Raw genomic sequence first — 14,462 nt, 5'->3', positions numbered from 1 at the left:
ACTACGGTTCGTAAATAAAGAATTGGTGAGGTTCTAATATGATTAAGAGAATTAAACTTCGTACGCTGCTAATAGGGGGAATAATAACCCTCTTTTTTGCATTGCTAGTAGGAAAAGTGTTTGTGATCCAAATCGTTCAGGCTGATTTTTGGCAGGAACATGCGGAGGAGCTTTGGTCTAAGAAGAAAGTATTACCTGCTTCACGTGGGGTAATCATGGATCGAAATGGAGATGTCCTTGCCCTTGATGCACCAGCATATACCGTAGCAGTGAATCCGAAGGTTATTAATCAATACAATCTTCAGGATGAAATTGTGAAAGGGCTTAGTGAAATCTTAGGTAAAAAGGAAGATGAGTTAAGAACACTAGTTAATGCAAAGAAAGAGAATGGTGAATTCTATCCTCAACGAGAAGTTCGTAAAGAGGGATGGAAGATTGATCAAGATTTAAGAGATCAGGTAGAAAAGTTCAAAAACGAGCTCATGGAGGCTCATAAGTTAGAAGACGTTGGTATTACGTTGATTAAGGAACAGAAGCGATATTACCCGAAGAACAGTCTAGCTGCTCATATATTGGGCTATACGGATCGTGAAGGCAATGCGGTGTCAGGGCTTGAAGCGTATTATGATGAAGAACTAAAGGGTCAGAATGGCTCGATTGAATATAAAAGTGATGGCAGAGGCATTGAGATTCCCAAAGCGAGTGAGGTCTATACACCTGCTAAGAACGGGAAGACTTTGCAATTAACTATTGACGATACGATTCAATATTATATAGAGCAAGCTATGAAGGAAGCATATGATGAGCTTGATCCCATAAGTATGACAGTAATTGCTGCTGATCCGAATACAATGGAAATTCTTGGCATGGCCAATTTACCTACTTATAATCCTAATGAATTCTGGGTAAATGTCGATCAGAAGAACTTTTATAATCATGCGATTAAATCCGTGTACGAGCCAGGCTCCACGTTCAAGATCGTGACATTGGCTGGCGCGGTGCAAGAGGGATTATTTGAACCTAATGCGACGTTTATGTCAGGTAGTATTCGAGTGCCAGGGCAGACCATCCATGATGTTAAAAGGTCAGGTTGGGGACCTATAAGTTATTTAGAGGGAGTTAAGCGCTCCAGTAACGTTGCTTTTGTAAAATTAGGATATGAAATGCTCGGCCCTGATCGGTTAAAGGAGTATGTCGATAACTTCGGTTTTGGACAAAAGACGGGGATTGAGTTACCAGGAGAGTTAAAAGGAACAGTTGATCCAGTCCAGCAGGCTGACTTTGCGGCGATGTCCTATGGTCACGGGAAATTGCTGGTAACCCCGCTGCAACAAATCGTTGGGGTGTCTGCTGTAGCTAATGGCGGCAAACTACTGGAACCACATCTTGTGAAGTCAATTACCGACCCGCTGACGGGGGAAAAAATAGAGACCCAAACAAATGTCGTCCGCCAGGTGATCACGCCTGAGACGGCTAAGGAAGTTAGTGGAATATTGGAACAGGTCGTATCGGACCAGAAGATCGGAACAGGTCGACATGCTTATATCGATGGGTACCGTGTTGCTGGTAAAACAGGTACCGCCGTGAAACCGGTTAAAGGAGTATATGACTACACGAAACAGGTAGTTTCTTTTATCGGTTACGCTCCAGTAGATGATCCAAAAATTGCTGTAATTGTTGTAATCGATGAACCCAAAAATTCGGATCTTGGTGGTGGAGCAATTGCAGCACCTGTGTTCAAGAAGATTGTAAATCAATCCCTACAATATATGGGAGTACCTAAGAAACTGGATGATTCAGCTAAAAAGAATGAACAAAGCGCAGGGCAAAAAGCACCGGATTTAAAAGGTCTTTCCGTAATTGAAGCTAAAAAAGTACTTTCAAGCAAAGGGATATCGTATGCAACTTTAGGCAAAGGCTCGGATCTTGTCTCTCAATTTCCAAAAGCCGGGACGTTGCTAAAGGCAGGGCAACATATGTATCTGCTAACTGAAGAAGGAAAAAATATGAAAATACCGGATTTGAAGGGTGAATCGTTGCGTGATGCAATGGAGCTATTATCCGTTCTGCAAGTTTCGGTTAAGGCTGAGGGAGAAGGGTTTGTTGCTTCCCAAACTTTGAGTGAGGAGAATGGTCAAAGGGTAGTCACTCTAATCTTGGAACCACCTGATCAGAATGAGAAAACCGAGGAAAGTGATTCGTCAGGAGCCCCTGAGGATGTAACTGGGGACTCTCCATAGCTTGTTCTAACACCTCCTTGTCCTGAATATTCTTGATATGACAACAGTCATGTATCAGGAAGTAACAAAGGGAGGGCAATCTATGAAGAATTCCAAGGTTATACTCAGACGGAGGCTGCTGTGGCTTCTGCTGTTGCTAAGTTTACTGTTTGTAGCTCTTGCCGTGCGTCTTGCGTATGTACAGCTAGGAAAAGGCGCTGAATTGTCTGCTAAAGCGGAGGATTCATGGCGCCGTAACATTCCTTTCTCTGCAAAACGGGGAGAGATTAGCGATCGAAACGGCATTACGCTTGCTTATAATATAACTACACCAACAGTCATGGCCATTCCTGTGCAGATTAAGTCTCCGGAAACAACAGCCCGGAGTCTTGCACCACTATTAGGTATGAGCGAAGAAGCAATATTGAAAAGTATTACAAAGAGACAATCTATAGTCAGGTTACAACCCGGCGGACGCAAAATTACGATGGAAAAAGCGCAAAAAATTCGTGATTTGAATCTTCCGGGTATTGTTGTTGCCGAAGATAACAAAAGGTATTATCCTTATGGAGGGCTTGCTGCTCATATTCTCGGATTTACGGGTAGCTACAATCAGGGATTAACAGGTCTAGAGAGCAAATATAATAGTCAGCTCAGTGGTATGAATGGAAGTGTGTCCTATTTATCAGATGCAGGTGGAAGACTTATGCCAGGAACTTCGGAGAAGTATGAGGAACCGAAGGATGGACTAAGTCTACAACTGACGATTGATAAATCGATTCAGAGTATTATAGAACGTGAGCTAGATGACGCGATGGCTAGACTACAAGCGAATTCAGCACTCTCTATTGCTATGAATCCGAAGACGGGAGAAATACTCGGGATGGCATCTAGACCGGGATATGAGCCTGCGCAATATCAAGAGTACTCATCTGAAGTATACAATCGTAACTTGCCGATTTGGATGACCTATGAGCCAGGGTCAACTTTCAAGATCATTACACTTGCTGCTGCTCTAGAGGAGAAGAAAGTTGATTTGCTTCATGATCAATTTTTTGATCCGGGATATACAAAGGTAGGTGGGGCGACACTGCGATGCTGGAAAAAAGGTGGTCATGGTAGCCAGACATTTCTTCAAGTCGTAGAGAACTCCTGCAATCCAGGATTTGTGGCACTCGGTCAACGTTTGGGTAAGGAGACTCTGTTCAAATATATCAAAGATTTCGGCTTTGGTACGAAAACAGGGATTGATCTCTCCGGTGAAGAGAATGGGATCCTATTTAAATTATCTCAAGTGGGACCTGTGGAATTAGCAACGACTGCGTTTGGGCAAGGTGTGTCTGTGACCCCAATTCAACAAATCACTGCTGTCTCCGCAGCAATTAATGGTGGGAAGTTATATAAACCATATGTTGCGAAGTCTTGGACTAATACGGATACGGGCGAAGTGGTCGAGAGTATGGAGCCACAGTTAGTCCGTCAGGTTATTTCCGAGGAGACATCCAAGCAAGTTCGTACCGCATTGGAGAGCGTGGTGGCTAATGGAACCGGAGGAAATGCATTTATTGATGGATATCGAGTTGGTGGGAAAACAGGTACGGCTCAGAAAGTTATAAACGGACGGTATTCACCCAATGAACATATCGTTTCATTTATCGGCTTTGCACCTGCCGATGATCCACAAATCGTCGTTTATACGGCTGTGGATAATCCACAAGGAATTCAATTTGGTGGTGTAGTCGCTGCTCCTATCGTTCGTAACATACTTGCGGATGCCCTAGAGTATATGAAAGTTCCGGCTCGCCAGGACCAGGTAGTTAAGAAGTATAAATATGGGGAGACACCGATTGTTACGGTTCCTAATTTAATAGGTGAGACGGCCTCGGATATCTATGAGGATATGAATATGAACTTTAACCTTGCTAAATCGGGTGCAGGATCTGTAGTCATTAATCAGGCACCTAAGGCTGGTGCAAGGGTAGAAAAGGGCTCAACCATTCGAATTTATATGGGCAGTGAGTCTGAAGCAGAGCAGGGTCACGATCATAATGAGTAATAATCCTGAAATTTCAGCTTCTTGGTGATAATATATATAAAGTGTATGTTCAAAAAGTCACCTATGGGCACCGAGATTTTTACTCGTGATCAATAGATGGCTTTTTGAACACCTCATATAATGAGGGATTTAAAGAATTTGACGGAGGGGTAACCTATGCTGCTTAAAGATTTAGCAACTTATTTAATATCTTCCCAAATACAGGGGGATAGTGAGACAGACTGCAGCGGAATTGCGATTGATTCACGGAAGGTTGGGACGGGCGACTTATTTGTTTGTCTACCGGGTCATACCGTTGACGGTCATGATTATGCGGCACGGGCTAAGGAACAGGGAGCCGCGGCTTTAGTAGTGGAGAGATGGTTGGAAGACATATCACTCCCTCAGCTCAAAGTGAAAGATAGCCGGCTTGCTATGGCAGTGTTAGGAAATGTATTTTTCAATGAACCAAGTGCTGGGTTAAAAGTGATTGGTGTGACGGGAACAAATGGAAAGACGACAACAACTTATTTGATTGAGCGAATTCTTCAGGATCAAGGCAAGAACACGGGGCTGATCGGGACAATTGAACGAAGATACAATGGACAGAAGTTTCCGATGTCCGGTACAACGCCAGAATCTTTAGATTTACAGAGATACTTACATGAGATGACCGAAGCTAATTGCGAGTATTGTGTAATGGAAGTGTCATCTCATGCGCTTGAACAGGGTCGTGTGAAAGGGACAAAATTCCGTACTGCGGTATTTACTAATCTCACGCAGGATCACTTGGATTATCATAATACAATGGAAGAATATCGCGCTGCAAAAGGTCTGTTCTTCTCTCGCTTGGGCAACACTTATGCTGCAGACCCAGCATCAAGAAGTTACGCAATCTTAAATTTGGACGATGAAGCTTCCACCTATTATGCCAAACAGACAGCAGCTGAGATTATTACTTATGGCGTGGAGAATAAAGCGGATGTATTTGCTTCGAACATTTCAGTAACTTCAAAGGGAACCTCTTTTCATGTGGAAACGCCTTTCGGAAGTACTGATATTTCTCTTCATATGGTTGGTAAGTTTAATGTATATAATGCGCTGGCTGCAATTGCGGTGACGCTACTCGAGGGCATTTCACTTGAAGATATTAAGGCTAGCTTGGAATCCATTCCAGGTGTAGAAGGTCGGGTAGAAGCGGTACATGAAGGCCAAGATTTCGCAGTGATCGTCGACTACGCGCATAGCCCTGATGGGCTGGAGAATGTACTTCGTACTGTGAATGAGTTTGCCAAGGGTCGCGTGATTTGTGTTTTCGGCTGTGGTGGAGATCGTGATCGCACGAAGCGGCCTATTATGGGGCAAATCGCTGCCCGTTATTCGGAGCATGTTATTGTGACATCGGATAACCCAAGAACGGAGCAACCGGAATTGATCCTGAAAGACATTCAGGCAGGACTTGAGAAAGCTAATGTTAGTCCGGATCAATATGAACTCATTGTGGATCGGCGCGAAGCCATTCAAAAGGCTATTGAAATGGCAAGCCATGAAGATGTAGTATTGATTGCGGGGAAAGGTCATGAAACCTATCAATTGATCGGAACCGCGGTGCTCGATTTTGATGATCGTGTCGTAGCCAAAGAAGCGATAAGGGGTTTGGGAAAGTGATAAAAAGAAGCTTAACGGAAATTGCCGTGATGTGCGGCGGACATGTCGTAAATGTCGGCGATTCCGACATATCCATACAGGGAGTCGCTACGGACTCCCGCAATATTTCGGCCGGATGTCTGTTTGTCCCGATAAAGGGAGAACGGTTTGACGGCCATGTCTTTGCCGCTGATACATTGGCGGCTGGTGCAGGTGCAACGTTATGGGCGAACAGGGATGAAGTGCCACCTGGCCCGGCTATACTTGTAGAAGATACTTTGATAGCACTACAGCTTCTCGCGAAGAACTACTTGCTTGAATCTGGGGCAAAAGTAATTGGCATTACAGGAAGTAATGGGAAGACAACAACAAAAGATCTTGTATTCTCTTTACTTTCTACAACGTATAGAGTGCATAAAACCCAGGGCAATTTCAATAATCATATTGGACTCCCTTTGACTATTCTAGCAATGCCCGAGTACACAGAAATCGTCGTGCTAGAAATGGGTATGAGCGGTCGTGGCGAAATAGAAATGCTCTCAAGACTCGCAGAACCGGAGAGTGTTATTGTAACTAATATTGGTGAATCCCATCTTCTACAGCTCGGTTCGAGGTTAGAGATCGCCCGAGCTAAATTAGAAATTCTCGCTGGATTAAGATCTGGTGGACTTTTTATCTATAATGGGGACGAACCTTTAATAACTGAAGTATTACAGGATCCAGCTACAATAAAACCAGCTGAGTTTAGTACCGCCACCTTTGGGTTACAACCATCTAACGATGACTATCCAACAGGTATCATGTTCATAGAGGATGGTACGGTGTTCACTTCTAGCAAGGGGGGGGACACGCCATTTAAGCTATCCCTACTCGGAGAGCATAATGTTGTAAACTGCCTGGCTGCTATAACTGTAGCTATACACTACGGTGTGTCTGCCCATGCCATTCGGGAGGGACTACAGAATGTAGTACTTACTGGGATGCGAATTGAAATGGTAACCGGGGTTAGTGGAATTACGGTGCTCAATGATGCTTACAACGCAAGTCCTACTTCGATGAAAGCGGCGATTAGCGTCCTTGAGAAGATGAAGGGTTTTCGGCGTAAGATTGCCATTCTCGGGGATATGTTGGAGCTTGGGGAATTAGAGGCAGATTATCACAGAGAAGTTGGTAAGTTCCTAGCAAACAATAAGGTAGATCAAGTATTTACTTACGGACATTTAGCCGAGTATATAGCGGAGGGAGCAGCTGAAAGTTTGGACGCCAGCAGCATTCATGCATATACTGATAAAATCGAGCTTATTGAAAAGTTGAGATCCATATTACATCCGAAGGACGCTGTGCTTGTTAAAGGTTCAAGAGGAATGAAACTGGAAGAAGTCGTTGAAGCAATCAAAGACTTCAACCTTCAACAATAATACCGGCGAGAGGGGGGGATCCCATGGATTTTGGACTAATACTATTAACGATCGGCGTATCATTTATTTTGGCGGTTATTTCGGCTCCACTGCTTATTCCGTTGTTGCGAAGAATGAAGTTTGGACAGCAAATTCGCGGCGAGGGACCACAGTCGCATCTTAAGAAGGCTGGAACGCCTACAATGGGCGGAGTTGTCATCATACTGGCGTTTACACTTGCATTCCTGAAGTTTTCAGTTGTAAATACAGATTTTTATGTTCTGCTGGTAGCTACACTCGGCTTCGGTCTTGTTGGATTTTTGGATGATTATATCAAAATCATATTTAAACGTTCCTTGGGACTAACGCCCAAACAGAAATTGTTCGGACAGCTTCTTTTCGCCGGTATCATATGTGCACTGCTGATTTCTGAAGGACATAGTACCGCAATCGGCATCCCGGGAACCGGGATATCTTTTGATTGGGGCGGTTGGTTCTATTATCCTTTTATTGTGATTATGATGTTAGCTGTGACCAATGCGGTTAATTTCACTGACGGCTTGGATGGATTGTTATCCGGAGTTAGTGCGATTGCTTTTGGCGCATATGCGGTGATTGCGATGCAGGCTACCTCTATTCCAGCGGCGGTCTGCGCTGCTGCGATGATTGGGGCTGTACTCGGATTCCTCGTCTTTAATGCCCATCCAGCAAAGGTGTTCATGGGCGATACGGGCTCACTCGGGATCGGTGGTGCCATTTCGGCGATTGCTATAATAACGAAGAGTGAATTGCTGTTTCTTATCATCGGCGGTATCTTTGTTATCGAGATGTTGTCCGTTGTGCTGCAGGTGGTTTCCTTTAAGACAAGAGGTAAGCGTATATTTAAAATGAGTCCTATTCACCATCACTTCGAGTTGTCAGGATGGTCGGAATGGCGAGTTGTTGTTACTTTTTGGACCGTTGGTCTCGTACTAGCGGTTATCGGACTTTACTTGAACAAGGGGTTGTAGTGATGAATCATCCAGAAGAATACCGAGGACAACAAGTGGTTGTCCTCGGTCTTGCAAAGAGCGGCGTTCAAGTCGCCAAAACCCTTTATGAGCATGGGGCGATCGTTACAGTTAATGATAGAAAGAATAGGCAGGAATGTCCCGAAGCATCTCAATTAGAGGCTTTGGGAATTTCTGTGATTTGCGGAGGTCATCCAGAGGGGCTCATTCATTCTGAGGTGAAACTGGTAGTTAAGAATCCAGGTATCCCGTATACAGCGCCTCCTGTAGTCAGAGCAATCGAGCTCGGAATCGATGTGGTGACAGAAGTCGAGGTTGCTTATCATTTGTGTCAAGCTCCGATCATCGGTGTTACTGGATCGAATGGTAAGACCACAACAACGACATGGATCGGCAATATTCTTGAGGCCGCTGGGCTAAATCCCATTGTAGCGGGGAATATCGGCACACCACTGTGTGAAGCTTGCAAGGATGCGGAACCGCGTAATTGGATGGTCGTAGAGCTAAGTAGTTTTCAATTAAAAGGAACTCAGGAGTTTACCCCAAAGATCGGTTGTTTGCTCAATGTTGCAGAGACGCATCTTGATTATCACGGGACGATGGATGATTATATCGCTTCAAAATCCAAGCTGTTCGCAGGTCAAAGTGAAAGTGACATCGCAGTTATTAATTGGGACGACCCTGTATGTAGAGAGTTGGTTCCTTATATTAAGGGTAGATTGATTCCATTCTCAATGACGGAGGAACTACAGTCAGAGGGAGTATATATTCATCCTTCTTTTGTTCCCAATGTAGAGGACGGCTTGCAACGTAGTATACTTTATCGAGATGCATCGGGTCAGCTACATACCATCATCCAGGTGGATGAAATCGCGCTTCCTGGTCGCTTTAACGTGGAGAATGCTCTAGCAGCTATTGCAGTGTCTTTGGCCGCAGGAGCAGACCCAGAGGTTCTGAGAGAGCCACTTCGTAGTTTCCGTGGGGTAGAACATCGTCTGGAATTCGTTGAGGTTAAGCAGGGTGTAACCTACTATAACAATTCCAAAGCGACTAATTCTAAGGCGACAACGATGGCTTTGGGTGCTATATCTGCGCCAATCGTACTGATAGCAGGTGGGCTTGATCGTGGCTCAGATTATATGGAATTGTTACCTGTGTTTAAAGATAAAGTCAAAGCGGTTGTTGCCATTGGACAGACAAAAGAGAAAATCGGACATATCGCCGCTCTAGCCGGATTAACCGACATTAGGCTTGTCGATACTGGAGATAGCGCTACTGAAGTTTTGCGTGCTGCAATTATAGAGGCTGCTAGTTTAGCTGAACCTGGGGATGTAGTGTTACTCTCTCCAGCTTGTGCTAGTTGGGATATGTTTGCTTCCTATGAAGAGCGTGGACGCATTTTTAAAGAGGTGGTGCATACCCTTTAAGTAGGGGGGTGGATAAGCCCCTACTTCCTGGTTAAGAGGTGGCTTCCACGATGGGAAAGAGCCGTACGGCACCTGATTTTTGGTTGTTGGCCAGCATTCTAGGACTGCTGGCCATTGGAATTGTAATGGTCTATAGCGCGGGTTCAGTACTCGCTTTTCACGATTATGGCGATTCCTTCTATTTTGTGAAGCGTCAGCTTCTATTCGCAACGCTTGGTTTGGTTGCTATGTTCTTTACGATGAATTTGGATTATCGTGTGTTGAAGAAATATGCAAAGGTTACCTTATTGCTATGTTTCGGGTTATTAATCGTTGTTCTTATTCCGGGCGTTGGTGTTGTCCGTGGCGGTGCAAGAAGCTGGCTTGGTATCAGTTCATTTGGTATTCAGCCTTCCGAATTCATGAAGTTAGGTATGATTCTGTTTCTATCGTACTGGCTCGGTAAAGAGGATTATAGAATTACCGCATTCGCCAAAGGACTGCTGCCCCCGTTAGGCTTAATTGGTTTAGCATTTGGCTTGATTATGCTCCAACCTGATTTAGGCACAGGGACTGTCATGCTGGGCGCATCTATGCTGATCGTCTTTACTGCAGGGGCGCGGATTAAGCATCTGGCAGGACTGGCAGCAGTAGGGGCTATGGGGTTTGTAGGTTTGATTCTTGCCGCGCCATATCGGCTTCAACGAATCACGGCTTTTCTTGACCCCTGGTCAGACCCGTTAGGTGCAGGATATCAGATTATTCAGTCTTTATATGCTATCGGGCCAGGCGGTCTGGCTGGGCTGGGACTTGGAATGAGTCGTCAAAAATTCAGTTATGTACCGGAGCCCCAGACGGACTTTATATTTTCCATTCTAGCTGAGGAACTTGGTTTTATCGGCGGATTACTTGTTCTTGTATTATTTCTGATCTTAGTGTGGCGTGGTATGAGAGTCGCGATGACGATAGATGATACCTTTGGAAGTCTACTTGCCGTGGGTATTGTCGGTATGGTAGGAGTGCAAGTGGTGATCAATATCGGCGTAGTTATTGGCCTTATGCCTGTCACAGGAATTACATTGCCGCTAATTAGTTATGGTGGCTCCTCATTAACGCTAATGCTAACAGCATTTGGCATTCTACTAAATTTATCACGTTATGCGAGGTGAGAATTATGCGCGTCGTACTAAGCGGTGGTGGAACGGGAGGACACATCTATCCTGCTCTTGCTGTCGCCAGTCAATGTGCTGCTGAATATCCCGATGCTGAGTTTTTGTATATCGGCGGGCAAAAAGGACTGGAAAGTTCTCTAGTTCCTAAGGAGAATATTCCATTTGAAGCGATCGACATTTCCGGGTTCCGTAGGAAGTTGTCAATAGATAATATTAAAACGATAGTGCGTTTTCTCAAAGGTGTGTCTACCTCCAAAAAACTTCTGCGTCAATTCAAACCTGACGTTGTAATTGGTACAGGTGGATATGTGTGTGGACCGGTAGTTTATGCGGCTTCTAAACTCGGTATTCCGAGTATTATCCACGAGCAGAATGCGGTTCCAGGTTTGACCAATCGTTTCTTAAGTAAATATGTTTCTACGGTAGCCGTAAGCTTTGAGGGTACGGAATCGTCTTTTTCTGGAGCAAAAAATATTATTTATACCGGAAATCCACGTGCAACAACGGTTCATCAGGCCGATAAGAATAAAGGTTATGCTTCTCTTGACTTGCAGGTAGGAAGCTCTGTTGTGCTTGTAGTTGGCGGTAGCCGTGGAGCAAAGGCGATTAATGAAGCGATGATTGCTATGGCCCCATATGTGAAATCACTAGATCATATCCGGTTTGTTTATGTCACAGGAGATAACTATTATAAACCTACGTTAGATGCCATCGTCTCTGAGATAGGACAGCTACCCTCGAATTTACAGGTGTTGCCTTACGTGCATAACATGCCAGAGGTACTTGCATGCACCTCACTTATCGTAAATCGTGCGGGCGCTTCTTTTTTAGCAGAAATAACATCGTTGGGAATTCCCTCGATTCTGATTCCGTCACCGAATGTGACGAACAACCATCAGGAGAAAAATGCGAGAACATTGGAGAAGTCGGGTGCGGCAGAAGTCATATTAGAACCCTCATTAACGGGGGAATTGCTCTTTGCATCCATCGAACGAATCATGAAGAATCCGTCACTACACACCTCGATGTCAGCTGCCTCACAACAGTTAGGTAAACCAGAATCAGCCCATTTAATTGTTGAAGAGATGACTAGACTAACGCAGCAATGAATTCAAATTTGTTAACGTAGGGTCGCGGTCTGGGCGATTGTCACACTCTTCGCTAGGAAGGCATAAGATACTCTATAAATCGTGACAATCCATGCGAAGGATGAAGGAGCTGAATCTGATTCTTTCCATCGTCTTTCGTGGACCCGGGCGCCTGGTGAGAATTCTAGGTACGCTGGACTTATGACGGCGCTACGCCAAGAAGATATTTCCGGTACGTTAGTCAAGGAGGAATATTACGATGCAGCAATGGATATCGAAAATTTCAGAGCTCGATGTCGGAACCGTCATCCCAAATGAACCGATGTCAAAGTATACAACTTGGAAAATAGGAGGACCCGCTGACGCCTTGATCGTTCCAGAGAACAGTCGTCAACTTGCGGGTCTTATTACTCGGCTCTATGAAGAGCAAATTCCTTGGATGATCATCGGAAAAGGTTCAAATATGCTTGTATCTGATAAAGGAATCCGCGGCGCTGTGATTAAGCTGAGTGGGGAATTGGAACAAATCTCATTCTCAGATAACGAGGTCAAAGCCGGTGGTGGTGCTTCATTTGTCAGAGTCAGCATTATGGCGGGAAAAGAGGGATTGACCGGTCTTGAGTTTGCCGGAGGAATTCCTGGTTCTGTTGGCGGTGCCGTATATATGAACGCCGGCGCACATGGGTCTGATGTGTCACGTATATTCAAATCCGCTGAAATTGTTCTGGAGAACGGTGAATTGGCAACTTATACTGCGGGGGACATGGAGTTTGCATATCGGCACTCTATTCTGCACGAAAAGCGCGGTATTGTAACAAAAGCTTACTTCTCACTCACCAAGGGTGATCGCTTGGAGATCGGAGCTGCTATGGCGGCTTACAAAGACCGCCGGCGTAAGACACAGCCGCTAAAGCAACCGTGCGCAGGCAGTGTCTTCCGTAATCCATCGGGCGAACATGCTGCGAGGCTGATCGAAGCTGCGGGGCTTAAAGGTCTTAAAGTAGGCGGAGCTGAGGTCTCCACGTTACATGCTAATTTCATTGTGAATACTGGGCAAGCGACAGCAGAGGACGTTCTTACGCTCATGGAGCAAATCAAGGACATCATTGCATCGAAGTTTGGAATTGCATTGGTGCCGGAGGTCTTCTTCGTGGGTGAACGGTAAACTCGGAGGTGATACATTGGACAAATTGGTGATTGAAGGTGGGAGACCCCTATCAGGATCCATTCGTATCCATGGAGCGAAAAATGCCGCACTGCCGATTCTAGCAGCCAGCCTGCTGTCCGAAGGCAATGTGATGCTCAGAAATGTTCCTCGACTGCTCGATATTGATGTAATGTTGGGCATACTGGGCCGCTTAGGCTGCAAAGCGTCACACAAAGGCGATACGGTGATGATCGATGCGAGCTCCACCGATTCCTATCATGTGCCGGAAGATTTGATGAAGCAAATGAGATCTTCCATCTTTCTAATGGGACCTTTATTGGCCAAATTCGGTGAGGTGTGCATCTACCAACCGGGTGGTTGTGCAATTGGAGAACGAAAGATTGATCTGCACCTGAGGGGGCTGCAGGCGCTCGGAGCAAGTATTGAAGAGAATAATGATCAAATTTGGTGTAGAGCTAGTAAATTGACAGGTAGCGATATCCATTTGGATTATCCAAGTGTAGGGGCCACAGAGAATATTATGATGGCGGCGGCACTTGCTGAGGGAACCACGGTAATCACCAATGCAGCACGGGAACCCGAAATTCAGGATTTGCAAAATTTCTTGAATAAAATGGGCGCCAGTATTATGGGTGGTGGTACTGATACGATTAAGATTCGGGGAGTTAAACGATTATATTCTTGTGAATATGAAATCATTCCTGATCGGATTGTAGCCGGAACTGCGCTAATCGCTGCTGCAGCTACCCGGGGAACGGTGACGTTATCCCATTGCAATCCATCGCATTTGGTCTCACTGCTTCACGTGCTACGGCGTGTTGGTGTTCAAATCAGGGCATGTAATGATATAATAACCGTAAGTAGTGTTGGACGACCGAAAGCGGTAGAGGTCATCGTAACCTCACCTTATCCTTCTTTTCCTACCGATTTACAATCTCAAGTCATGGTATTGCTATCATTGGCTGATGGATTTAGTCTGATGAAAGAGACGGTATTCGAGGGCAGATTCAAACATGTGGACGAATTAGTTCGTATGGGTGCTGACATTTCTGTAGATTTAAACTCAGCTTTCATTCGTGGTGTGCCAAGGCTATATGGTGCTACGGTGGAGGCGACAGATCTGAGAGCAGGGGCTGCACTTGTTATTGCTGGGTTAGCCGCACAGGGAAGAACGATTGTTGAGCAGGTTCATCATATCGACCGCGGCTATGACCGGATTGAATTGATGTTCCAATGTTTAGGTGGCGTTATGCATCGGGAAGCCCCTGTATTGAAGCAATTGGATTTAGCCTGATCAATGCCTGAATCATCCCCTCCCTG

The 14,462-nt window shown here is 45.2% G+C and carries 11 protein-coding genes; all 11 read left to right on the top strand.

Features of this window, described 5'->3' with window-relative positions:
* Positions 1-38 precede the first annotated feature (38 nt).
* The 11 genes from IEW05_RS13590 to murA all read left to right on the top strand — a co-directional run bounded on the left by IEW05_RS13590 (position 39) and on the right by murA (position 14,436).
* Positions 39-2,240, top strand: coding sequence for a penicillin-binding transpeptidase domain-containing protein (locus IEW05_RS13590; protein ID WP_188539571.1), 2,202 nt, complete (start codon positions 39-41; stop codon positions 2,238-2,240).
* Positions 2,241-2,322: 82 nt separating this feature from the next.
* Entirely contained in the window at positions 2,323-4,275 is a 1,953-nt protein-coding gene (locus IEW05_RS13585) for a stage V sporulation protein D (protein ID WP_188539569.1), read from the top strand.
* Between the two features lie 156 nt (positions 4,276-4,431).
* Positions 4,432-5,922 carry a UDP-N-acetylmuramoyl-L-alanyl-D-glutamate--2,6-diaminopimelate ligase gene (locus IEW05_RS13580; protein ID WP_188539567.1) on the top strand — a complete coding sequence of 497 codons (1,491 nt, stop codon included), beginning with the start codon at positions 4,432-4,434 and terminating at the stop codon, positions 5,920-5,922.
* A complete protein-coding gene (locus IEW05_RS13575) occupies positions 5,922-7,319 on the top strand; it encodes a UDP-N-acetylmuramoyl-tripeptide--D-alanyl-D-alanine ligase (RefSeq protein WP_229753442.1) in 1,398 nt (465 codons plus the stop codon). Before IEW05_RS13580 ends, IEW05_RS13575 begins: the two co-directional genes overlap by 1 nt.
* 23 nt (positions 7,320-7,342) lie before the next feature.
* Entirely contained in the window at positions 7,343-8,308 is a 966-nt protein-coding gene (mraY, locus tag IEW05_RS13570; RefSeq protein ID WP_188539565.1) for a phospho-N-acetylmuramoyl-pentapeptide-transferase, read from the top strand.
* Positions 8,309-8,310: 2 nt separating this feature from the next.
* Positions 8,311-9,735, top strand: a complete 1,425-nt coding sequence (gene murD, locus IEW05_RS13565) for a UDP-N-acetylmuramoyl-L-alanine--D-glutamate ligase (protein ID WP_188539563.1) — start codon at positions 8,311-8,313, stop codon at positions 9,733-9,735.
* 50 nt (positions 9,736-9,785) lie between these two features.
* The gene (spoVE, locus tag IEW05_RS13560) at positions 9,786-10,883 is read left to right on the top strand and encodes a stage V sporulation protein E (RefSeq protein ID WP_188539561.1); all 1,098 of its coding nucleotides are present in this window, start codon (positions 9,786-9,788) and stop codon (positions 10,881-10,883) included.
* Positions 10,884-10,888: 5 nt separating this feature from the next.
* Complete coding sequence (murG, locus tag IEW05_RS13555; RefSeq protein ID WP_188539559.1) at positions 10,889-11,995, top strand: undecaprenyldiphospho-muramoylpentapeptide beta-N-acetylglucosaminyltransferase; 1,107 nt, start codon at positions 10,889-10,891, stop codon at positions 11,993-11,995.
* 81 nt (positions 11,996-12,076) lie between these two features.
* Positions 12,077-12,292, top strand: a complete 216-nt coding sequence (locus tag IEW05_RS25615; RefSeq protein ID WP_194434120.1) for a hypothetical protein — start codon at positions 12,077-12,079, stop codon at positions 12,290-12,292.
* Complete coding sequence (murB, locus tag IEW05_RS13550; RefSeq protein ID WP_188539557.1) at positions 12,234-13,139, top strand: UDP-N-acetylmuramate dehydrogenase; 906 nt, start codon at positions 12,234-12,236, stop codon at positions 13,137-13,139. The genes IEW05_RS25615 and murB overlap by 59 nt, the downstream gene beginning before the upstream one ends.
* A 16-nt stretch (positions 13,140-13,155) precedes the next feature.
* Positions 13,156-14,436, top strand: a complete 1,281-nt coding sequence (gene murA / locus IEW05_RS13545; RefSeq protein WP_188539555.1) for a UDP-N-acetylglucosamine 1-carboxyvinyltransferase — start codon at positions 13,156-13,158, stop codon at positions 14,434-14,436.
* Positions 14,437-14,462 lie beyond the last annotated feature (26 nt).

This window comes from Paenibacillus segetis, assembly GCF_014639155.1.
Taxonomy (GTDB): Bacteria; Bacillota; Bacilli; order Paenibacillales; family Paenibacillaceae; genus Fontibacillus; species Fontibacillus segetis.
This window is presented reverse-complemented; position numbering and strand designations above follow the sequence as displayed.